Origin of the sequence: Streptomyces sp. NPDC046716, assembly GCF_040645755.1 — a bacterium.
In the GTDB taxonomy this organism is placed as follows: domain Bacteria; phylum Actinomycetota; class Actinomycetes; order Streptomycetales; family Streptomycetaceae; genus Streptomyces.
Genome location: NZ_JBEYYU010000023.1, coordinates 104,195 through 125,673, shown reverse-complemented (window position 1 = coordinate 125,673; position 21,479 = coordinate 104,195). Strand labels below are relative to the sequence as shown.

At 70.3% G+C, this 21,479-nt stretch carries 21 protein-coding genes, 1 pseudogene and 1 riboswitch; of the genes and pseudogenes, 9 read left to right on the top strand and 13 right to left on the bottom strand.

What is annotated here, in order from left to right:
* A partial coding sequence (locus tag ABZ930_RS19330) for a DUF1990 domain-containing protein (protein ID WP_361549199.1) occupies positions 1 to 404 on the bottom strand: 404 nt, incomplete at its 3' end.
* A complete protein-coding gene (locus ABZ930_RS19325) occupies positions 401 to 1,843 on the bottom strand; it encodes a gamma-aminobutyraldehyde dehydrogenase (RefSeq protein ID WP_361549198.1) in 1,443 nt (480 codons plus the stop codon). The genes ABZ930_RS19330 and ABZ930_RS19325, both read right to left, overlap by 4 nt.
* Positions 1,844 to 2,007: 164 nt before the next feature.
* Between ABZ930_RS19325 and ABZ930_RS19320 the strand changes: the two genes are divergently transcribed.
* The 7 genes from ABZ930_RS19320 to ABZ930_RS19290 all read left to right on the top strand — a co-directional run bounded on the left by ABZ930_RS19320 (position 2,008) and on the right by ABZ930_RS19290 (position 8,472).
* On the top strand, positions 2,008 to 2,526 hold the full coding sequence (locus tag ABZ930_RS19320; RefSeq protein WP_361549197.1) for an Lrp/AsnC family transcriptional regulator: 519 nt from the start codon (positions 2,008 to 2,010) through the stop codon (positions 2,524 to 2,526).
* On the top strand, positions 2,511 to 3,893 hold the full coding sequence (locus ABZ930_RS19315) for an aspartate aminotransferase family protein (protein ID WP_361549196.1): 1,383 nt from the start codon (positions 2,511 to 2,513) through the stop codon (positions 3,891 to 3,893). The genes ABZ930_RS19320 and ABZ930_RS19315 overlap by 16 nt, the downstream gene beginning before the upstream one ends.
* Before the next feature lie 176 nt (positions 3,894 to 4,069).
* Positions 4,070 to 4,840 carry an ATP-binding cassette domain-containing protein gene (locus ABZ930_RS19310; RefSeq protein WP_361549194.1) on the top strand — a complete coding sequence of 257 codons (771 nt, stop codon included), beginning with the start codon at positions 4,070 to 4,072 and terminating at the stop codon, positions 4,838 to 4,840.
* A complete protein-coding gene (locus ABZ930_RS19305) occupies positions 4,822 to 5,982 on the top strand; it encodes a hypothetical protein (RefSeq protein ID WP_361549192.1) in 1,161 nt (386 codons plus the stop codon). Before ABZ930_RS19310 ends, ABZ930_RS19305 begins: the two co-directional genes overlap by 19 nt.
* Positions 5,983 to 6,055: 73 nt before the next feature.
* Entirely contained in the window at positions 6,056 to 6,463 is a 408-nt protein-coding gene (locus tag ABZ930_RS19300) for a VOC family protein (protein WP_361549190.1), read from the top strand.
* A 38-nt stretch (positions 6,464 to 6,501) separates the two neighbouring features.
* The gene (locus ABZ930_RS19295; RefSeq protein WP_361549188.1) at positions 6,502 to 7,653 is read left to right on the top strand and encodes an LOG family protein; all 1,152 of its coding nucleotides are present in this window, start codon (positions 6,502 to 6,504) and stop codon (positions 7,651 to 7,653) included.
* Between the two features lie 138 nt (positions 7,654 to 7,791).
* On the top strand, positions 7,792 to 8,472 hold the full coding sequence (locus tag ABZ930_RS19290; RefSeq protein WP_361549186.1) for an LAETG motif-containing sortase-dependent surface protein: 681 nt from the start codon (positions 7,792 to 7,794) through the stop codon (positions 8,470 to 8,472).
* Positions 8,473 to 8,600: 128 nt separating this feature from the next.
* Here ABZ930_RS19290 and ABZ930_RS19285 read toward each other — a convergent pair whose 3' ends face one another.
* The 4 genes from ABZ930_RS19285 to rlmN all read right to left on the bottom strand — a co-directional run bounded on the left by ABZ930_RS19285 (position 8,601) and on the right by rlmN (position 13,763).
* Positions 8,601 to 9,674 (bottom strand): ABC transporter ATP-binding protein, encoded by a 1,074-nt coding sequence (locus ABZ930_RS19285; RefSeq protein WP_361549185.1) that lies wholly within the window; start codon positions 9,672 to 9,674, stop codon positions 8,601 to 8,603.
* Complete coding sequence (locus ABZ930_RS19280) at positions 9,674 to 11,287, bottom strand: iron ABC transporter permease (RefSeq protein WP_361549213.1); 1,614 nt, start codon at positions 11,285 to 11,287, stop codon at positions 9,674 to 9,676. Before ABZ930_RS19280 ends, ABZ930_RS19285 begins: the two co-directional genes overlap by 1 nt.
* Before the next feature lie 41 nt (positions 11,288 to 11,328).
* The gene (locus ABZ930_RS19275; RefSeq protein ID WP_361549211.1) at positions 11,329 to 12,396 is read right to left on the bottom strand and encodes a thiamine ABC transporter substrate-binding protein; all 1,068 of its coding nucleotides are present in this window, start codon (positions 12,394 to 12,396) and stop codon (positions 11,329 to 11,331) included.
* 98 nt (positions 12,397 to 12,494) lie between these two features.
* Positions 12,495 to 12,613: riboswitch (TPP riboswitch) on the bottom strand.
* A gap of 43 nt (positions 12,614 to 12,656) precedes the next feature.
* Positions 12,657 to 13,763 carry a 23S rRNA (adenine(2503)-C(2))-methyltransferase RlmN gene (gene rlmN / locus ABZ930_RS19270; RefSeq protein WP_361549183.1) on the bottom strand — a complete coding sequence of 369 codons (1,107 nt, stop codon included), beginning with the start codon at positions 13,761 to 13,763 and terminating at the stop codon, positions 12,657 to 12,659.
* 139 nt (positions 13,764 to 13,902) lie between these two features.
* Here rlmN and ABZ930_RS19265 point away from each other — a divergent pair, with 139 nt between their 5' ends.
* A complete protein-coding gene (locus ABZ930_RS19265) occupies positions 13,903 to 14,106 on the top strand; it encodes a hypothetical protein (RefSeq protein WP_361549181.1) in 204 nt (67 codons plus the stop codon).
* Positions 14,107 to 14,154: 48 nt separating this feature from the next.
* Here ABZ930_RS19265 and ABZ930_RS19260 read toward each other — a convergent pair whose 3' ends face one another.
* From ABZ930_RS19260 to rpsB, 5 genes are all read right to left on the bottom strand, one after another.
* Positions 14,155 to 15,357, bottom strand: a complete 1,203-nt coding sequence (locus ABZ930_RS19260; RefSeq protein ID WP_361549179.1) for a phosphatidate cytidylyltransferase — start codon at positions 15,355 to 15,357, stop codon at positions 14,155 to 14,157.
* Between the two features lie 32 nt (positions 15,358 to 15,389).
* Positions 15,390 to 15,947: a ribosome recycling factor gene (gene frr / locus ABZ930_RS19255; protein ID WP_353944974.1), complete on the bottom strand. Its 558-nt coding sequence runs from the start codon at positions 15,945 to 15,947 to the stop codon at positions 15,390 to 15,392.
* Positions 15,948 to 16,126: 179 nt separating this feature from the next.
* Positions 16,127 to 16,900: a UMP kinase gene (gene pyrH, locus ABZ930_RS19250; protein WP_361549177.1), complete on the bottom strand. Its 774-nt coding sequence runs from the start codon at positions 16,898 to 16,900 to the stop codon at positions 16,127 to 16,129.
* Between the two features lie 171 nt (positions 16,901 to 17,071).
* Positions 17,072 to 17,908, bottom strand: a complete 837-nt coding sequence (tsf, locus tag ABZ930_RS19245) for a translation elongation factor Ts (protein ID WP_351450249.1) — start codon at positions 17,906 to 17,908, stop codon at positions 17,072 to 17,074.
* A gap of 130 nt (positions 17,909 to 18,038) precedes the next feature.
* Complete coding sequence (rpsB, locus tag ABZ930_RS19240) at positions 18,039 to 18,947, bottom strand: 30S ribosomal protein S2 (protein ID WP_361549174.1); 909 nt, start codon at positions 18,945 to 18,947, stop codon at positions 18,039 to 18,041.
* 289 nt (positions 18,948 to 19,236) lie between these two features.
* On the opposite strand from rpsB, the pseudogene ABZ930_RS19235 reads away from it, so the two are divergent.
* Positions 19,237 to 19,728, top strand: a pseudogene (locus tag ABZ930_RS19235) (M23 family metallopeptidase); the annotation flags it as partial.
* A gap of 193 nt (positions 19,729 to 19,921) precedes the next feature.
* Here the strand turns inward: ABZ930_RS19235 and ABZ930_RS19230 are convergent.
* Complete coding sequence (locus ABZ930_RS19230) at positions 19,922 to 20,479, bottom strand: helix-turn-helix domain-containing protein (RefSeq protein WP_361549209.1); 558 nt, start codon at positions 20,477 to 20,479, stop codon at positions 19,922 to 19,924.
* A 152-nt stretch (positions 20,480 to 20,631) separates the two neighbouring features.
* Positions 20,632 to 21,471 carry an RNA polymerase sigma factor WhiG gene (whiG, locus tag ABZ930_RS19225; RefSeq protein ID WP_361549172.1) on the bottom strand — a complete coding sequence of 280 codons (840 nt, stop codon included), beginning with the start codon at positions 21,469 to 21,471 and terminating at the stop codon, positions 20,632 to 20,634.
* Positions 21,472 to 21,479: the final 8 nt, after the last annotated feature.

The window sequence follows — 21,479 nt, the reverse complement described above, 5'->3', positions numbered from 1 at the left end:
TTGCCGTCCGCGCTCTGCACCGGCAGGCAGATCTTCCCGGTCTTCGACAGGTCGAAGGTCGCGTCGACGACGAACGCCTCCTCGCCGCACTCCAGATGCCCGGGCAGCGTCCCGTACGCGAACCCGATCCGGTCCGCCGAGCGCACGACCCGCACCACGCGGCAGGGAATCCTCAGGAGCGGCGCCGCGACGACGACGTCGGTGCCCTCCCGGGCCGGTCCGTCCGGTGTCACGGTGAATCCGGCGCCCCGGTGCGCCGCCCACGACAGAACCGCCGCGCCCGCCCACTCGAAGCAGTCACTGCCCGAGCCGAGGCGGACGCGGCGGTCCAAGTGGGCGTAACCCGACGGCAGTTCGCCTGCCGTCAGGGTCGCGCCGACTTCCTCGTACGTCAGAGGTCTCACGCGTCGAGGGACGTCATCACGTGCTTGATACGGGTGTAGTCCTCGAAGCCGTAGCCGGAGAGGTCCTTGCCGTAGCCGGACTTCTTGAAGCCGCCGTGCGGCATCTCGGCGACCAGCGGGATGTGGGTGTTGATCCACACGCAGCCGAAGTCGAGGACCTTGGACATCCGCATGGCGCGGCCGTGGTCCTTGGTCCACACCGAGGACGCCAGCGCGTAGTCCACGCCGTTCGCGTACGAGACGGCCTGCTCCTCGTCCGTGAAGGACTGGACGGTGATGACCGGGCCGAAGACCTCGTTCTGGATGATCTCGTCGTCCTGCTTGAGGCCCGAGACGACGGTCGCGGCGTAGAAGTAGCCCTTGTCGCCGACGCGGTGGCCACCGGCCTCGACCTTGGCGTGGGCGGGCAGCCGCTCGATGAAGCCGGAGACCTGCTTCAGCTGGTTCGGGTTGTTCAGCGGGCCGTAGAGCACGTCCTCGTCGTCCGGCTGACCGGTCTTGGTCTCGGCGGCGATCTTGGCGAGCGCGGTGACGAACTCGTCGTGGACCGACGCGTGGACGAGCACGCGGGTGGCGGCGGTGCAGTCCTGCCCCGCGTTGAAGTACCCGGCCTCGGCGATGCCCTCGGCGGCCTTGGCGATGTCGGCGTCCTCGAAGACGACGACGGGGGCCTTGCCGCCCAGCTCCAGGTGGACCCGCTTGAGGTCCTTGGAGGCGGACTCGGCGACGGCCATGCCGGCGCGCACGGAGCCGGTGATGGAGGCCATGGCCGGGGTCGGGTGCTCGACCATGAGGCGGCCCGTGTCGCGGTCGCCGCACACGACGTTGAACACGCCCTTGGGGACGATCGAGCCGATGATCTCGGCGAACAGGACCGTCGAGGCCGGGGTGGTGTCCGACGGCTTCAGCACGACCGTGTTGCCCGCGGCGAGGGCCGGGGCGAACTTCCACACGGCCATCATCATCGGGTAGTTCCACGGCGCGACCTGGGCGCAGACGCCGATCGGCTCACGGCGGATGATGGAGGTGAGGCCCTCCATGTACTCGCCCGCGGAGCGGCCCTCCAGCATGCGCGCGGCGCCCGCGAAGAAGCGGATCTGGTCGACCATGGGCGGGATCTCTTCGGACCGGGTGAGCCCGATCGGCTTGCCCGTGTTCTCGACCTCGGCCGCGATGAGGTCCTCGGCCCGCTCCTCGAACGCGTCGGCGATCTTGAGGAGATAGCGCTGGCGCTCGCCCGGGGTCAGGTCGCGCCAGGCCGGGAAGGCGGCCTCGGCGGCGGCCATGGCGGCGTCGATGTCGTCCTGCCCGGACAGCGGCGCGGTCGCGTACGCCTCGCCCGTCGCCGGGTTGACCACCTCGGTGGTCCGTCCGTCGGCGGCGTCCCGGAACTCACCGTCGATGTAGTTCCGCAGACGACGCAGCTCACTGGTGCTCACTGCCGGCCCTCCTGAGTAGCTGTCCAAGGCTTGAGACACCCACCCTAATCCGTTCACCGACGTTTTCGACACCCCCCGCCACCCCGGACCTACGAAATCCGTGAGTATTGAAGACGTAAACAACGAATTTCATCGATCCAGGGTTGCGAAACCGACGACTCCTCATGCACAGTGAAGTCGTGGCCAGTCGCAGCGCAGACCCCAAGGGATCCAGTTCGAAGAACGGCAGCGGCGCTCCGTCGCTGGACACCGTCTCCCTCGCCATCATCGAACAGCTTCAGGAGGACGGCAGGCGTCCGTACGCCGCCATCGGCAAGGCCGTGGGCCTGTCCGAGGCAGCGGTGCGCCAGCGCGTGCAGAAGCTGCTCGACCAGGGCGTGATGCAGATCGTCGCCGTCACCGACCCGCTCACCGTGGGCTTCCGGCGGCAGGCGATGGTCGGGATCAACGTCGAGGGCGACCTGGACCCCGTGGCGGATGCGCTGACGGGCATGCCGGAGTGCGAGTACGTCGTGATGACCGCGGGCTCGTTCGACCTGATGGTGGAGGTCGTCTGCGAGGACGACGACCACCTTCTGGACGTCATCAACAAACGCATCCGGGCCCTGCCCGGCGTGCGCTCCACCGAGAGCTTCGTCTACCTCAAGCTCAAGAAGCAGACCTATATGTGGGGAACCCGATAGCCGTGAGCACCAAGGACCTCAGCCAGAGCGCGTACGACCACCTGTGGATGCACTTCACCCGCATGTCGTCGTACGAGAACGCGCCCGTTCCCACCATCGTGCGTGGCGAGGGCACCTACATCTACGACGACAAGGGCAAGAAGTACCTCGACGGCCTCGCCGGCCTGTTCGTGGTCCAGGCCGGCCACGGCCGCCGCGAGCTCGCCGAGGTGGCCGCCAAGCAGGCCGCCGAGCTGGCCTTCTTCCCGATCTGGTCGTACGCCCACCCCAAGGCGGTGGAGCTGGCCGAGCGCCTGGCCCACTACGCTCCGGGCGACCTCAACAAGGTCTTCTTCACCACCGGTGGCGGCGAGGCCGTCGAGACCGCGTGGAAGCTGGCGAAGCAGTACCACAAGCTCACCGGCAACCACACGAAGTACAAGGTCATCTCGCGCGCGGTCGCCTACCACGGCACCCCGCAGGGCGCCCTGTCCATCACCGGCCTGCCGGCCCTCAAGGCCCCCTTCGAGCCGCTCGTCCCGGGCGCGCACAAGGTGCCGAACACGAACATCTACCGTGCCCCGATCCACGGCGACGACCCGGAGGCCTTCGGGCGCTGGGCCGCCGACCAGATCGAGCAGGAGATCCTGTTCGAGGGCCCGGAGACGGTCGCGGCCGTCTTCCTGGAGCCGGTGCAGAACGCCGGCGGCTGCTTCCCGCCGCCGCCCGGCTACTTCCAGCGCGTGCGCGAGATCTGCGACCAGTACGGCGTGCTGCTCGTCTCGGACGAGGTCATCTGCGCCTTCGGCCGTCTCGGCACGATGTTCGCCTGTGACAAGTTCGGCTACGTGCCCGACATCATCACCTGCGCCAAGGGCATGACGTCCGGCTACTCCCCGATCGGCGCGGCCATCGTCTCCGACCGGATCGCCGAGCCGTTCTACAAGGGCGACAACACGTTCCTGCACGGCTACACCTTCGGCGGCCACCCGGTCTCCGCGGCCGTCGGCCTCGCCAACCTCGACATCTTCGAGCGCGAGGGCCTGAACCAGCACGTGCTCGACAACGAGGCGAACTTCCTCAACACGCTGCAGAAGCTCAACGATCTGCCGATCGTCGGCGACGTCCGCGGCAACGGCTTCTTCTACGGCATCGAGCTCGTCAAGGACAAGGCCACCAAGGAGTCCTTCACGGACGAGGAGTCGGAGCGGATCCTCTACGGCTACGTGTCGAAGAAGCTCTTCGAGTACGGCCTGTACTGCCGCGCGGACGACCGTGGCGACCCGGTCATCCAGCTCTCGCCGCCGCTGATCTCGGACCAGTCCACGTTCGACGAGATCGAGGGGATCATCCGCCAGGTCCTCACGGAGGCCTGGACGAAGATCTGAGCCACCCGGCCACGACCGGCCCGGTTGCGCCCATCCGAGTGGGATGGGAGCGGCCGGGCCGCGTTTGTTTCACCGGTGTCCCTTCGGGATACCTAGCGTGCCTCGTGACCGATCGGCCCCGCCTTCGTTCCCTCGTACGGGGGAAGGCACAACTGATCTGAACCGAGGTGTACGCCATGGTGGCCCCACCGGACAACGACGTGCTCTGGGCCCGCGCCCTGCACTTCTCCCACAGCGGCTCGCCCGCGCTCACCGGGGTCTCCCTCGGTGTCCGCGAGGGCGAGATCCTTGCCGTCACCGGCCCGCGCGGCGCCGGCAAGACGACGCTCCTGCAGTGCCTGTCGGGCCAGTTGCTGCCCGACAGCGGCGGGGAGGTGTGGTTCAACAGCGCCCCCGTGCACACCATGGGAGCGCTCGTACGGGAACGCCTGCGGCGGGACCGGTTCGGCTGGATCGACCCGGAGCCGGTCCTCGTCCCCGAGCTGAACGTGTGGGAGAACACCGCCCTGCCGCTGATGCTGCGCGGCGTCGGGCGCCGGCCCGCCAAGACCGCCGCCCACGAGTGGCTGGACCGGCTCGACGTCGGCCAGTTCGCACGCAAGCGCCCGCACACCCTGACCATGGCCGAGCGGCAGCGCGTCGCCATCGCCCGCGCCCTGGTGCACCAGCCCGACGTGGTCTTCGCCGACGAGCCGACGGCGACCCTGCACCGCGCCGACCGCGCGCACGTCCTGCGCACGCTGACGGCGGCGGCCCGCTCGCACGCCGTCACCGTCGTCCTGGCCACCCACGACAGCGAGGTCAGCGCGCTCGCCGACCGCACCGTGTCGCTGCTCGACGGGCGCCGGGTCACCACCGTGCACCTGCCGGCCGGGCCCGCGGACCCCAAGGACCCGAAGAACCCCACGAGCACGGAGGGCCGGGCCGCGTGCTCAGTCTCCGTCTAGCCCGCGGCGCCCATCCCCTGGTCCAGCTGCGCAGACTGCTGGTGGCCGCCGCGTCGGGCGGCACCGGCTTCCTGCTGCTGTGCACGCTCGGCCACGCGATGGGCCACCCCGACGCCTCCGGCGGCTCCCTGCTGCGCCTCGCCTGGTGCGCGATCCCGCTCGCCGCCACCGTGTACTTCGCGGTCGCCGTGGCCCGCTCCGACCCCGGCACGAAGCCCCGCACGGGCCTGTCGGCGGTCGGCCTCGGCCCGGCCCGGCTCACCCTGCTCTCGGCGATCTCCACCGCGATCGCCTGCACGCTGGGCTCGATGCTGGCACTGCTGTTCTTCCTGCACCTGCGGGGCGATCTGTCGGGGCTGCCGTTCGACGGCGCCGCCCGCGACCTGCTCGCCGCGCGGAAGCCGCTGCCGCTGGCCGCCGCGCTCACCCTGCTCACCTTCGTGCCGGTCGCCGCGTCGGCGGCCTCCGCCGTGGTGCTGCGCCCGCGGGCCAAGAAGCCCGGCGAGGCCGAGGAGGACCTGCCCGGACCGTCCCCCGCGCCCACCGGGCTGCCCTGGGGCATCGCGCTGCTCGCCGCGGGACTCGCCGTGGAGACCTACGCCTCGCACGCCCGGGGCGACCGCGGCCTCCCCATGCCGGGCGGCCTCGACGGCTCCTCCTCCGGGGTGCTGGCCGGCTGGGCGCTGACCGCTCTCGGCCTCGCCCTCGCCGGGCCGGCCCTCACCTACCACTGCGGGCGCGCCCTCCAGGCGGTGCGGCCCGGCGCGGTGCGGCTGCTCGCCGGGCGCGTGCTCCAGGAGGAGGCGCGACGCATCGGGGTGCCGCTCGGCGTCCTGTGCGCCGTCGCCTCCGGCACGTACGCGGCGGTCGCCCTGTACGCGGACGCGGGCCCCGAGCTCGGCCCGCTGTCCACGCTCGGCTCGGTCCTGGTCGTCGGCTGCGTCGTGGCCACACTGATCACGGCGGCCGTCGAGGCGCGGCAGGCCCGCAGCGACACGACGGCGGCGCTGCTGCGTCTGGGCGCCCCGGCGACGATGCTGCGCGCTGCCGCGGCCCTGCGGGTGGGCGCGCTGTTCGCCCTCTTCGCTCCGCTGACCTGGGCCGTCGCGGAACTTTCGGCGATTCCGCTGATCCCGCGATGAGTTTCGCCCCGAGGACCCGTCTAACTCTGCACAGGGCAGGACACCGACCGACTCAGAAGGCGACGGACACCCCATGTACCAGCAGATGATCTTCGTGAACCTGGCCGTGAGCGACCTGGACGCCGCCAAGAAGTTCTTCACGGAGCTGGGCTTCACCATCAACCAGCAGTTCACCGACGAGACCGCCTCCGCCGTGGTCGTCAGCGACACCATCATCCTCATGCCGATGACCAAGGAGAAGTACGCGGGCTTCACCAAGAAGTCCATCATCGACTCGACCACCAGCAGCGAGGTGCTGCTGTGCCTGAGCGCGGAGAGCCGCGAGAAGGTCGACGAGCTGGTCGAGAAGGCGATCGCCGCGGGCGGCACCGAGACCGGCGAGCCGCAGGACCACGGGTTCATGTACGGCCGCGCCTTCGACGACCTCGACGGCCACACCTTCGAGATCGCGTGGATGGACCCGTCGGCGATCGAGGGCTGACCAACTGCCCGGCGGACGGCGGTGCTTAAGCTGTGCGGATGCCGACACCCACGGATCCCGCCCCGCCCAGCACCTCGTCCGACCACGAGATCGAGACGCTCGCCGAGTTCGACCGGGTCGTCGGGGACGGCGGCGGCCTCACCGGCCACCGCGTCCAGGCCGTCGATCTGACGGCCCGCACGTCCGCCCTGCTCGACGCCGACGTCCAGGGCGCCATATTCCTCGGCTGTCCCATGGAGCCGGAGGCCGCCGCGCGCGTCAGAGCGCGCGGCGCCCTCGTCTTCCCGCCCGTTCCCGGCCTGCCCTTCGACCCGTACCGCGGCCATGTGTACGCGCCCGGCGAGCTCTTCGAGGGGCTGGACTCGGACGGCGGGTACGAGGCGACTCCCGACGCCCGCGCCTACGGCTGGTTCCAGCGCACCAAGGCCGACGGCGACGTCTTCGCCTCGATGCTGCGCGCCGTCCACGACGACTCGGTCTCCGACGCGCTCGACGAACTCCTCACCGGGGACCGGGTGGTGGGCGTCATGGGCGGGCACGCGATGGCACGCGGCACGGAGGCGTACGAGGGCGCCGCCCGGCTCGGCCGGACGCTCGCCCGCGCCGGGCTCACCGTGGCGACCGGGGGCGGCCCGGGCGCGATGGAGGCGGCGAACCTGGGCGCCTACGCGGCCCCGTTCGACGACGCGATGCTCACCGATGCGCTCCAACTCGTAGCGAAATCACCATCGTTCACCCCGTCGGTCACGGAGTGGGCCAGGGCGGCCTTCGAGGTCCGCACCCGCTGGCCGGACGGCGGCTCCTCGGTCGGCATCCCCACCTGGTTCTACGGCCACGAGCCGCCCAACCCGTTCGCCTCCCACCTCGCCAAGTATTTCGCCAACGCCACCCGGGAGGACGGGCTCCTCGCCCGCTCCAACGCCGGGGTGATCTTCCTTCCGGGCGCGGCCGGCACCGTCCAGGAGATCTTCGACAACGTCACCCCGAACTACTACGAATCGCGGGGCGAGCCCACGCCGATGGTCCTGGTCGACCGCGCGCACTGGACGGAGGAACTGCCCGCGTGGCCGCTGCTCAAGGCGCTCGCGCGGGGCCGCTCCATGGAGTCACGGATCGCGCTCGTCGACACGGTGGAGGAAGCCGGCGAGGCATTGAAACGGATCGCCGGGTCAAGGGCAGGTCAAGACTGACTGCTGTGCCCAGTTTGTGCATTGACGTTGCGTCACGTGCACTTGTAAACGTGAGGTGACCGTGGGGGTCCCGTGACGAGAGCCGAGTGCAGTCGCACAGCACCCCCTCATCTCCACAAGATCCCGTGAAGGACAACAGTGTCCGTACCCCCCTCCCTTTCCTCCCGTATATCCGGCCGTGCCGGACGTATCGCCGGTGTCGCCTGCGCCGCGACCGTGCTGGCCGTCGGTGCCGCGGGCACCGCTTCGGCGTGCAACATCTCCGAGTTCACCGCTGCGGCGAGCTGCACCGGCGACAAGGGTGTCATCACCGTCACCGACAAGGACAGCTCGGGCACCCCGGCGACCGTCACCGTCTTCCTCCAGTCGAACGGCTCGGAGAAGGAGATCGGTTCGCAGGTCGTGAAGGGCACCCGTGAGGGCGCCACCATCACGTTCGAAGAGAACTGGGCGCCGAAGGCGACCTACCGCATCCACGTCAAGACGGACAAGTACAACGTCGACGAGGACATCAAGGGCGGCGTCACCACGCCCGACGAGTCGTGCGCCCCCGAGACGCCGGCCCCGAGCAAGACGCCGACCACGCCGGCGCCGAGCAGCACCCCGCCCGCGTCGGAGTCGGCCAAGCCGAGCGCTCCGGCGTCCACCACGGCGGCGGCCCCGGCCCCCGCCAACTCGGCCTCCCCGGCGGGTGACTCGAACCTGGCGGAGACCGGAGCCGACTCCAACACCGGCCTGTTCGCGGGCATCGCGGCGGCGCTCGTCGTCGCCGGCGGCGGTGTGGTGTTCGCCCTGCGCAAGCGTGGCGCGAAGGCCTGATCCAGCTCTCGCGGCCGTACGCGGCACCGGCAAGCACCATCGCCGGCGCCCCGTGCGGCCGCTTTTGCGTGTGCGGCTTCCGTGCGTACGGCCCTTGTATGCGTACGGCCCTTGTGTGCGCGGGGCGGTCAACCGCCCAGCGCCACGATCTCCCGCGCGTCGAAGGCGACGCCCACCTCGTCCCCGACCTCGGGCGCGTCCCGCAGCGCGCACGCCGCCTCGAGCCGGGGCGCGGAAGCGTCCACGGGGTGCAGGTGCAGCGCGACATGCGTACCCCGGAAGGTGCGGGCGGCGACGGTGCACGTCACCTGCGCCTCGTCGGCGGGCACCAGAAGCACTCCGGCCGGCCGTACGAGGAGGTGCCCGGCGCCCTGCGCCGTGCCGGCGGGCACCGGCATCTTGCCCCAGGGCGTGTCGGCGACCTCGCCGGAGACGGTCGCCTCCCCGACGTTGTCGAAGCCGAGGAAGCGCGCCACGAACTCGTCGGCGGGCCGCTGCCACACCTCGAGGGGCGTACCGGACTGGGCGATCCGCCCGTCCCGCATCACCACGACCCGGTCGGCCAGCGCGAACGCCTCCCCCTGGTCGTGGGTGACGGCGAGGACGGTGGTCCCCAGCTCGCCGAACAGCTCCCGGAGTTCGACCACAAGCCGCTCCCGCAGCGACCGGTCGAGCTGCCCGAGCGGTTCGTCCAGCATCAGCAGCCGGGGCCGCGGCGCCAGCGCCCTGGCCAGGGCGACGCGCTGCTGCTCACCCCCGGAGAGCGCGGCGACGGCCCGCCGCTCGGCGCCGGGCAGCCCGACGAGGGCGAGCAATTCCCTGACCCGATCGGCCTGTTCGTCCTTCGCCGCGCCGTGCATGCGCAGCCCGAAGGCGACATTGCCGCCGACGTCGCGCTGCGGGAACAGCTGGTGGTCCTGGAACATCAGACCCACGCCCCGCTTGTGCGCGGGCACCCCGCGCTGGTCTCGCCCGCCGAGCAGCACCCGCCCGGCGTCGAGGTCCTGAAGCCCCGCGACGGCGCGCAGCAGCGTCGACTTGCCGCTGCCGCTCGGCCCGAGCACGCTCACGATCTCGTGCTCGGCGACCTCCAGGCCGACCGCGTCGAGCACGGCGCGCCCGCCGAACCGCACGGTGGCGTCGTCCAGTTCCAGCAGAGGCGACGGTTCCAGCAGAGGCGACGATTCCAGCAGAGGCGGCATCAGAACTCCCCGGTCGTGGCCTTGGCAGGCCGGATGCGTTCGAGCAGCAGCAGGCAGACGGCGCAGACGAGCATCAGGATCGTCGAGAGGGCCATCGCCTGGCCGTAGTTGAGGTCCCCGGCCCGTCCGAGGAGGCGGGCCACGGCGACGGGCAGGGTCGGGTTGTCCGGCCGGGCGATGAACACGGTCGCCCCGAACTCGCCGAGCGAGACGGCGAAGGCGAAGCCCGCGGCGACCAGCAGCGCCCGCCGCACCATCGGCAGGTCGACCTCCCGCCAGGCCCGCAGCGGTGAGGCCCCGAGCACGGCGGCGGCCTCCCGCAGCCGCCCGTCGACGGCGCGCAGCACCGGCAGCATGGTCCGTACGACGAAGGGCACGCCCACGAGGGCCTGGGCCAGCGGCACCAGGATCCAGGAGGCCCGCAGGTCCAGCGGCGGCTTGTCGAGGGTGATGAGGAACCCGAACCCGACGGTCACCGCCGACACGCCCAGCGGCAGCATCAGCAGGGCGTCGAACCCGCGCACGAGACGCCCGGACCTGCGGGTCAGCGCAGCCGCGGCGAGGCCGCCGATCAGCAGCGCGATGGCGGTGGCGGCGACCGCGTACTCCAGCGAGTTCCCGATGGCGTCGATCGGCGGTACGAGGAAGGTCCCGCTGTCGGACGACGACAGCGCCCGGTAGTAGCCGAAGCCGAAACCGTCCGCCGTGTCGAACGAGCGCAGCACCAGCACGCCCAGCGGCAGCAGGACCAGCAGCGCGACGCTCGCCAGCACCCCGCCCAGCAGAGCCCACTGCCCGGTGCCGCGCGGCCGCCGGGCGGTCTGCGCGGCGTCGACGAGCCGCAGGGCGCTCTCCCTGCGCCGCACGGTCCAGGCGTGCACGGCGAGGATCAGCCCGACGGCGGCGAACTGCACGAGGGTGAGCACGGCGGCGGTCGGCAGGTCGAAGATCTGCGCGGTCTGCCGGTAGATCTCGACCTCCAGCGTCGAGAACCCGGGCCCGCCCAGGATCTGCACGACGCCGAACGAGGTGAAGGTGAACAGGAACACCATCAGCGCGGCGGCCGCGACGGCGGGCCCGAGCGCGGGCAGCGTCACCTTCCGCCAGGCGGCGAGGCGCGAGGCGCCGAGCATCCGCGCGGCCTCCTCCTGGCGCGGGTCGAGCTGCGCCCACAGGCCGCCCACGGTCCGTACGACGACCGCGTAGTTGAAGAAGACGTGCGCGAGCAGGATCGCCCACACCGTGGTGTCGAGCCGCACCCCCCACAGCTCGTCGAGCAGCCCGCCCTGTCCGAGGAGGGCGAGGAAGGCGGTGCCGACGACCACGGTCGGCAGCACGAACGGCACGGTCACGACCGCCCGCAGCACCTGCTTGCCGGGGAAGTCCAGGCGCGCGAAGACATAGGCGCCGGGCAGCGCGACCAGCAGCGTGAGCGCGGTCGACGCGAGCGCCTGCCACACGGTGAACCACAGCACGTGCCGGATGTCGGACTGCCCGAGCACCTCGGTGATCCGCCCGAACTGCCAGCCGCCGCCGACGTGCAGCCCGCGCTGGACGATCGCGACGACGGGATAGGCGAAGAAGACCCCGAAGAACACGACGGGCAGGACCATCAGGCCGAGCCGCGCCGCGCTCCCCGAGGGCGCCTTCGCGCCTACTTCAGTACGAGCGAGGTCCACGACTTGACCCAGTCGTCGCGGTGGTCCGCGATCTTGTCCGGCGCCATCGTCTCGGGGTCGTCGACCGGGACCGCGTACTTGGTGTACTCGGCGGGCGCGGTGGCGTTCTTCGTCACCGGGTCGACGAACATGTTGAGCGGCATGTCCTCCTGGAACTTCTTGGAGATCAGGAAGTCGACGAGCGCCTGCCCGCCCTTCTCGTTCTTCGCGCCGTCGAGCAGCCCGGCGAACTCGATCTGCCGGAAGCAGGTCCCCTTCGCCACGCCGACCGGCGAGGTCTTCGGCTGCGGGTCGGAGTAGATCGCCTCGGCCGGCGGCGACGACGCGTACGACACGACGAGCGGCCGCTCCCCGCCCGCCTTCTTGCCGCCGGCGCTCCCGCTGAACTCCTCGTTGTACGCCTGCTCCCAGCCGTCGACGACCTTCACGCCGTTGGCCTTGAGCTTCTTCCAGTACGCCTGCCAGCCGTCGTCGCCGTAGCTCGCGGCCGTCCCGAGCAGGAAGCCGAGGCCGGGCGAGGAGGTGGACGCGTTCTCGGTGACGAGGAGGTCCTTGTACGCGGGCTCGGCCAGGTCGGCGAAGGACGCCGGCGGGGTCATGTGGTGGCGCTCGAAGTACTTCTTGTCGTAGTTGACGCAGATGTCGCCGGTGTCGATCGGCGTGACCCGGTTCTTGCCGGCGTCGAGCTGGTAGCGGCTCTCCACCTGGTCGAGGCCCTTCGCCTTGTAGGAGGCGAAGACGCCGTTGTCGAGGGCGCGGGAGAGCAGGGTGTTGTCGACGCCGAAGAAGACGTCGCCCTGCGGGTTGCCCTTGGACAGGATGGCCTTGTTGACGGCCTCTCCGGCGTCGCCGTCCTTGAGGACCTTGACCTGGTACCCGGACGTCTTCTCGAAGTCGGCGAGGACGCTCTTGGAGACGACCCACGAGTCGTGGCTGACGAGCGTGACGGTCTTGGAGTCGCCGCCGGAGCCCGCGCCGTCCGAGGACGACCCGCACGCGGACAGCGTGACCAGACCGAGCCCCACCGACACGGCCACGGCCATGCGTGTCTTCTTGCTCACTTGTTTTCCTCCTGGGGGTGTCCAGGAAGAGACGCGGCCCTGCCCCGGGGCCTCGACGGCCTCAGGGCAGGGCGCAACAGCTTGAGTGGTGACCGAACTTCCTACCCAGAATGACCTGGGCAAGGTTCAGAGGGTCTGCGGCCCACCATGTGTCTGGCTACCGCACTCTCAGCGCTGTGGCGCTCCCCTGTCGGAATATGAAGATGTCTGTACGAGTGTACGTACGTCGTACGGCTGCCAGGCTACCGCTCGGTCGCCGCGAGCTGACCACACGCCCCGTCGATCTCCTGACCACGGGTGTCGCGCACGGTCACGGGCACACCGTGAGCGGCGATCGCCTCGACGAACGCCTTCTCGTCCTCGGGCCGCGACGCCGTCCACTTCGACCCGGGCGTCGGGTTCAGCGGAATGAGATTGACGTGCACCGGCTTGCCCCGGAGCAGCCGGCCGAGCCGGTCACCGCGCCACGCCTGGTCGTTGATGTCCCGGATGAGCGCGTACTCGATGGAGAGCCGGCGCCCGGACTTGGCGGCGTACTCCCATCCGGCGTCGAGCACCTCCCGCACCTTCCACCGGGTGTTGACCGGTACGAGGGTGTCGCGCAGCTCGTCGTCCGGCGCGTGCAGCGAGATGGCGAGCCGGCACTTGAAGCCCTCGTCGGCGAACCGGTGGATGGCGGGCACGAGACCCACGGTCGACACGGTGATGCCGCGCTGGCTCAGCCCGAGGCCGTCCGGCTCGGGGTCGGTGAGCGCACGGATGGACTGGACGACCCGCTTGTAGTTGGCGAGCGGCTCCCCCATCCCCATGAACACGATGTTGGACAGCCGGGCGGGACCGCCGGGGATCTCCCCGTCCCGGAGAGCCCGCATCCCGTCCACGATCTGGTGCACGATCTCACCGGTCGACAGGTTCCGGTCGAGACCGGCCTGCCCGGTGGCGCAGAACGGGCAGTTCATCCCGCACCCGGCCTGCGACGAGATGCACATCGTCACCCGGTCCGGATACCGCATGAGGACCGACTCGACGAGCGTCCCGTCGAACAGCCGCCACAGGGTCTTGCGCGTGGTGTCCTGGTCGGTCGAGAGGTGCCGCACGACGGACATCAGCTCGGGCAGCAGCGCCTCGCGCAGCTTCTCGCGCGACGCGGCGGGGATGTCGGTCCACTGCTCGGGGTCGTGCGCGTACCGCGCGAAGTAGTGCGTCGACAGCTGCTTGGCACGGAACGGCTTCTCGCCGACGGCGGCGACAGCCTCCTTCCGCTCCGCAGGAGTCATATCGGCAAGGTGCCGCGGCGGCTTCTTGGCTCCGCGGGGGGCGACAAAGGTGAGTTCTCCGGGCTTAGGCATGGCTGTACCAGTGTCGCAGACAATCGGGGGTGGCCCGGGATCAGCTCGCATCGCGGTCGATCCGGGGTAGGGAGGCGGAGTGGCAGACCGCAGCAGAGCAGCGTCGACCGGAGTTCTCCCACCTCGTGCGGTACGCATCGTGCGGTGGGCCCCCTGGCTGTACTGGCCGATGCTCGTCGTGTCCGTGGCCCTTCTGGCGTCAAGGATCGTCGACGGTGCCCGGGCCGGGCAGATCGTGATCGCTTCGGGCCAGGTACTGGTCTGGGTGTTGCTGCTGATCAATCAGCGGGTGGTGTGGCTCCGTCATCTGAGAGCGACCGAGTCCGTACCCGCGCAGGAATAAGGGGCGGGCGCCCCGCAGGCGCCCGCCCCTTCAGTCGGTTCGCTCGGCTCAGGCCGATCCGACGAACAGCACCAGCAGCAGCCACACCACAGGAGCGGTCGGCAGCAGGGAGTCCAGGCGGTCCATGATGCCGCCGTGGCCCGGGAGCAGGGTTCCCATGTCCTTGATGCCGAGGTCCCGCTTGATCATGGACTCGCCGAGATCGCCCAGGGTGGCGCTGGCCGCGACGCAGGCGCCGATCACCAGGCCCTGCCACCAGGTCCCGTCGTCGATCAGGAACTGCATGCACAGCACGCCCGCCACCATCGCGAACAGCACCGCGCCGAAGAGCCCCTCGCGGGTCTTTCCGGGGCTGATGCGCGGCGCCAGCTTGTGCTTGCCGAAGCGCCAGCCGATCGCGTACGCGCCGGTGTCGCTGACCACCGTCAGGATCAGGAAGGTCAGGACCCGCCAGGCACCGTCGTCCGCGGTGAGCATCATCGCCACGAACGTCGCGAGGAAGGGGACGTAGAAGGCGGCGAAGACTCCGGCCGTCACGTCCTTCAGATAGCCCTCGGGCGGCTCGGTCATCCGCCACACCAGGACGGCGAGCGCGGTCAGCGCCATCGCCACCCACGCGCCCTCGGGCCCGCGGACGTACCCGGCGACGACCATCGCCGCGCCGCCGACGGCCAGCGGCACGAGCGGCGCCTTGATGCCCTTGCGCTCGTCGAGCCGCGAGGTCAGCTCCCACAGGCCCACCACGACGGCGACCGCTATCACGCCGACGAACACCGCCTTGACGATGAACAGCGACGCGATGATCACGGCACCGAGTCCGACGCCGACCCCTATGGCCGCGCCGAGATCCCGCCCCGCGCTCTTCTTCTGCCGAGGCTGGGGCTGCGGCTCGGGCTGGGGCTGCGGTGCTGCGCCGGTCATGGGCTCCTGCGGGGTCTGCGACGACGGCGGCGCCGGCCGCTCGGTCTGCGGTGCGGCCTCGTCGCGGAACAGGGGACCGCTCAGCCGAGCAGCCCCCCGGTCGTCCTGGTTGTCACCGCCACCGGTGGGCACGTCGGGCATATCGGGCACGATGGGCATGGGCCGAGTCTCCTCAACCGCGTGCCGTTCGTACGCGGGACCCGCCGGAGCGCGTCCCTGGTCGTACGAGGGGCCCTGACCGTACGCGGGACCTGCCGGGGCCCGGTCCTGATCAGCGGGCCCCCAGTACCCGGGCCCGGTCTGCGGCGCCCCCCAGGAAGAGTCGTTCACGGATTCCTCGAACCTCGATGTTCCGCGCTGCCTCAGACTTCGAGCAGCTCGGCTTCCTTGTGCTTGAGCAGCTCGTCCACCTGGGCGACGTACTTGGCGGTGGTGTCGTCCAGCTCCTTCTCGCCGCGACGGCCCTCGTCCTCGCCGATGTCGCCGTCCTTGATCGCCTTGTCGATGGCTTCCTTCGCCTTGCGACGGACGGAACGGATGGACACCTTGCTGTCCTCCGCCTTGCTCTTGGCGACCTTGATGTAGTCGCGGCGGCGCTCCTCGGTGAGCTCCGGGAACGTCACACGAATGATGTTGCCGTCGTTGCTCGGGTTGACGCCCAGGTCCGAGTCGCGGATCGCCTGCTCGATGTTGCGCAGCGCGCTCTTGTCGAACGGGGTCACGACGGCCATCCGCGGCTCCGGCACCGAGAAGGAAGCCAGCTGGTTGATCGGCGTCAGCGCGCCGTAGTAGTCGGCCACGATCTTGTTGAACATCGCCGGGTGCGCACGACCGGTGCGGATCGCGGCGAAGTCCTCCTTGGCGACCACGACGGCCTTCTCCATCTTTTCCTCGGCCTCGAGGAGGGTCTCTTCGATCACCACTTGCTCCTGCGTGTCTTGAGTGAGGCCCGGCGTGCACGGGGCGGCCGGCTGCGTCGCGTCTGTTGCTCCCGCGCGGTGTGCCCGCGCGGCTTCCTGCGGTGTCCTGCGGTGTCCTTGCACGGTGTCCGACCGGCAGGACATTGTCCATCCCCCGCGGGGTGCCACGGACCTGAGGGTCAGGCGCGGGTGCCCTGCTCGCCCACCAGCGTCCCGATCTTCTCACCCTTGACGGCGCGCGCGATATTGCCCGACGTGAGGAGCTCGAAGACGAGGATCGGCAGCTTGTTGTCGCGGCACAGGGTGATGGCGGTCATGTCGGCGACCTTCAGGTCGCGCGTGATGACTTCGCCGTAGCCGAGCGCGTCGAACTTCACGGCCCCGGGGTTGGTCTTCGGGTCGGAGTCGTAGACACCGTCGACACCGTTCTTGCCCATGAGCAGCGCCTCGGCGTCGATCTCCAGGGCGCGCTGCGCGGCGGTGGTGTCGGTGGAGAAGTACGGCATGCCCATGCCGGCGCCGAAGATCACGACGCGGCCCTTCTCGAGGTGGCGCACGGCGCGCAGCGGGATGTACGGCTCGGCGACCTGGCCCATCGTGATGGCGGTCTGGACGCGGCTGTCGATGCCCTCCTTCTCCAGGAAGTCCTGGAGGGCCAGGCAGTTCATGACCGTGCCGAGCATGCCCATGTAGTCGGAGCGGGCCCGGTCCATGCCGCGCTGCTGGAGCTCGGCACCGCGGAAGAAGTTGCCGCCGCCGATGACGACGGCGATCTGCCACCCGTCCCGGACCACGGCCGCGATCTCACGGGCGATGGCGTGCACCACGTCGGGGTCGACACCCAGACCCCCACCCCCGGCGAACGCCTCACCGGAGAGCTTCAGCAGAAAGCGCCCCGCGCCTTTGCCGACGTCGCTCTTGTCGCCCTTGTCTGCAGCCTGGGTGCTGGTCATGGATTCTCGCCTCTTCTTGCTTGGCACACATACGAAGAAGGCCATTGCCGATGGGGTGTTTCGCAACCCATGTGCGGCAATGGCCTCCTCGTCACATCTGCGGTCGTCCGGTGCGTGCCCGGACGACTGCTGTCGACCCTAGCGGGGTCTCGCGTCGGGCGCGGTACGGACTCAGATGCCGACCTTGATGCGCGAGAAGCGCTTCAGGGTGACACCGGCCTCCTGGAGGACCTTCTCGACCGACTTCTTGTTGTCGAGCGCGTACGGCTGACCGAGGAGGGTGGCCTCCTTGAAGAAGCCGTTGACGCGACCCTCGACGATCTTCGGGAGCGCGGCCTCGGGCTTGCCCTCGGCGCGGGTGGTCTCCTCGGCGACGCGACGCTCGGACTCGACGACCTCGGCCGGGACGTCGTCCTTGGTGAGGTACTTCGGCGCGAAGGCGGCGATGTGCTGCGCGACACCCTTGGCGAGGTCGGCGTCGGCCTTGTCCAGCTCGACCAGAACACCGATCTGCGGGGGCAGGTCGGGCATGGTGCGGTGCATGTAGGCCGTGACGTACGCGCCGGAGAACTGGGCGAAACGCTCCAGGACGATCTTCTCGCCCAGGGTGGCGTTGGCCTCGTCGACGTACGCCTGGACGGTCTTGCCGGCCTCGATCTCGGAGGCGAGCAGGGCGTCGATGTCGGCGGGCGACGTCTTGGCGATGTGCGCGGCCAGCTCGTTCGCCACGGCCTGGAACTTCTCGCCCTTGGCGACGAAGTCCGTCTCGCACTTCAGCTCGACGATGACGCCGGTGGAGTTGTCGTCGGCGATGAGGGAGACGACAGCGCCGTTCTCGGCGGAGCGGCCCTCGCGCTTGGCGACGCCCTTCTGGCCCTTGATGCGCAGCGCCTCGACGGCCTTGTCGACGTTGCCCTCGGCCTCGTCGAGCGCCTTCTTGCAGTCCATCATGCCGGCGCCCGTGAGCTCACGGAGCTTCTTGACGTCAGCGGCGGTGTAGTTCGCCATGATCCTGGTTTCTCTCTACGAAGTCTGAAGTGTCTGACGACGAAAGGGTCGTACGGAGGACGGTCACGGGTGAACGGCGGGGGCCTTGTGGGCCCCCGCCGTCACCTCATGAAACCGGATTCCGTACGGGTCAGGCCTGCTCGGCGTCCGCGGCCGGGGCCTCGGCGGCGGGGGCCTCGGCGGCCGGCGCCTCCGTGGCGGGGGCCTCGGCAGCGGCCGGGGCCTCCTCAGCCTTCTCGTCGGCCTTCTCGTCGGCCTTCTTCTCGCCCTCGAGCAGGTCGCGCTCCCACTCGGCCAGCGGCTCGCCCTGGGCCTTCTCGCCCGGCTTCGAGTCACCGGTGGCCACGCCGGAACGGGCGATGAGGCCCTCGGCGACGGCGTCGGCGATCACGCGGGTGAGCAGGGTGACGGAGCGGATCGCGTCGTCGTTGCCCGGGATCTTGTAGTCGACCTCGTCGGGGTCACAGTTCGTGTCGAGGATCGCGACGACCGGGATGTTGAGCTTCCGGGCCTCGCCGACAGCGATGTGCTCCTTCTTGGTGTCCACGATCCAGACGGCGCTGGGAACCTTGGACATCTCGCGGATACCGCCGAGGGTCTTCTCCAGCTTGGCCTTCTCGCGCGAGAGCACGAGAAGCTCCTTCTTGGTGAGACCGGACGCGGCGACGTCCTCGAAGTCGATCTGCTCGAGCTCCTTGAGGCGCTGCAGACGCTTGTAGACGGTCGAGAAGTTGGTGAGCATGCCGCCCAGCCAGCGCTGGTTCACGTAGGGCATGCCGACGCGGGTCGCCTGCTCGGCGATGGCTTCCTGCGCCTGCTTCTTCGTGCCGACGAACATGACCGTGCCGCCGTGGGCGACGGTCTCCTTGACGAACTCGTAGGCGCGGTCGATGTACGACAGCGACTGGAGCAGGTCGATGATGTAGATGCCGTTGCGCTCCGTGAAGATGAAGCGCTTCATCTTCGGGTTCCAACGACGGGTCTGGTGACCGAAGTGGACGCCGCTCTCCAGCAGCTCCCGCATCGTGACGACGGCCATGGCCGTACTCCTCTGAGTGTTCTCGGTTGTTTCCTGACGTCCCGAGCGCGCCTGCCTCGTGCGTGAGCACGGGACCGAAAGGCGCTGACACGGGCCCGAAGGGACCCGGTGTCGGGGCGTGCGAAGTCGATCCGGTGGCCCGGATCGCCACATGAAGTGTACGGGACCCTGGAGGTACCGGGTGACGCCGCTGTCCACAACCGCCCGGTAGTCCACGTTTCCCGGCCAAGATCCCCCGGGACGAGCCCGGAAGCGGATCATCTCCGCCATGCGACGACTACTGTGCGTGATGATTCTGCTGGCGGCGCTGTCCGCCGGAACCCCGGTGCACGCGGCCGATCTCTGGCCGGTGGGCGACCGCCCCGCGGTGGTACGCGCCTGGGCCCCACCGGCGTCGCCCTACGGCCCGGGCCACCGCGGTGTGGACCTCGCGGCCCCGATCGGCGCCCCGGTGCGAGCGCAGGCCGCCGGCCGGATCGCCTTCGCGGGCCGGGTGGCGGGCCGGGGCGTGGTGTCCGTGGAACTGACGGGCACCGGGGATCCGCCCCTGCGGACGACGTACGAGCCGGTGGCGGCGACGGTGGCGCAGGGCGACGAGGTCACGCCGGGCCAGGTGATCGGCGCCCTGGAACTCCCGACGGGCCACTGCCCGCCCGCGGCACCGTCCTGCCTGCACTGGGGACTGCTGAGGGGCCCGGTGTACCTGGACCCGCTGTCCCTCCTCGACCCCGCCCTGTTGCACCCCACCCCGCCGCGCCTGCTCCCCGTTTGGGGCATCCCTCCAGACTTGGACAGCACCCTGACCTCCGGCAACACGGCCGCCCTGGAGAGCATCCCTGCCTCGGCGAGCGCCCCCGCCTTGGGCAATCTGCCGCCAAGGGCGGCAGGGTGGGCAAGGCGGCACCACGGCGCGGGGTGAGCGCTCCAGCAGGGCCCGGCCACAGCGCTCCAGTACGGAAGCGCCGAGCAGGGCCTCAGCCCTGAACCCCCCGCAGCACCATGCCCACGGCGGCATCCACGATCACATCCGGCTCCTCGGCGGCCCCGAGCTCGATCCGCCGCACCGCGGCGTCGACGACCCCCTGCACCAGCATCGCCGCCAGCCGCGGCTGCCCGTGCCCCATCTCCCCGAGCGCCTCGACGATCATCGCGACGAGCCCCCCGTGCGCGGCCCGGATCTTCTCCCGGGCCCCCGCGTCCAGCTCGCTCGCGGAGATGGCGACGACAGCCCGGTGCCGCCGGTCCCCGACCAGCGCCAGCTGCTCCCGCACATACGCCTCGACCTTGCCCTCGGGCGTCGCGGCCCGCGCCATACCGGCCTCGACCTCGGCGGCCCACACCGGGAAGTCGACGGCGCACAGCTCCTCGACCACGCCCGCGCGGGACTTGAAGTACTCGTACACGGACGACCGCGCGAGCCCCGTCCGCTCCGCGAGCGCGGGGAACGTCAGCGCCTCCGTCCCACCCTCGGACAGCAGGGAACGCGCGGCATCAAGAAGAGCCGCGCGCTGCATCGACCGGTGCTCGGCCACAGAGGCCGCTCGAATCCTTGGCACACATCCACTGTACGGACGCGTCGCCCACTACGGGAGTCTCGGCGAGCACGGCGGCCCCCGCAGCCCACCCGTCGCGGGCCATGGATCACGGCAGGGACGATTCACCAGCGCCGATCTCCAGAGCACCCTCAGCGTCCGAAACTCGCCAGCTTCGCCCGCAGCTGCAGCACCGACTTCGTGTGGATCTGACTGACCCGGCTCTCGGTCACCCCCAGCACGTTGCCGATCTCGGCGAGGGTCAGCCCCTCGTAGTAGTAGAGCGTGACGACGGTCTTCTCCCGGTCCGGCAGGGTATTGATCGCCCGTGCCAGGAACCTCCGCAGCTCACGGTCCTCGGCGACCTCCACCGGATTGTCGGCGGCCTGGTCCTCCAGGGTGTCCATGAGGCTGAGCCGGTCGCCGCCCTCGCCGCCGACGTGCAGCAACTCCTCCAGCGCCACCACGTTCGCCAGCGACAACTGGCTGAAAACGGCGTGCAGTTCCTCCAGCGCCACGCCCATCTCCTCGGCCACCTCGCTCTCCGAGGGCGAGCGCCGCAGCTTGGCCTCCAACGTGGCGTAGGCGCGCTCCACATTGCGCGCCTTCTGCCGCACCGAGCGGGGAATCCAGTCCAGGGCCCGCAGTTCGTCGATCATGGCGCCGCGGATCCGGGTGATCGCGTACGTCTCGAACTTGATCTCCCGCTCGATGTCGAACTTCTCGATCGCGTCGATCAGTCCGAACACTCCGGACGAGACGAAGTCGGCCTGCTCGACATTGGGCGGCAGCCCGACGCTCACCCGGCCCGCGACGTACTTCACCAGCGGCGAGTAGTGCAGGATCAACTGCTCCCGCAGGCGCTCGTCGCCCGTCGCCTTGTACGACCTCCACAGCTCTTCGAGCGAGGAGGGGGCCGGAGGCCGCACGCTGGAGCCGCGGGCTGCGGGGGGAACCGCCGCCCGGTCGGATCCGGAGGTGTGCTGTGGCATGCGTCGCC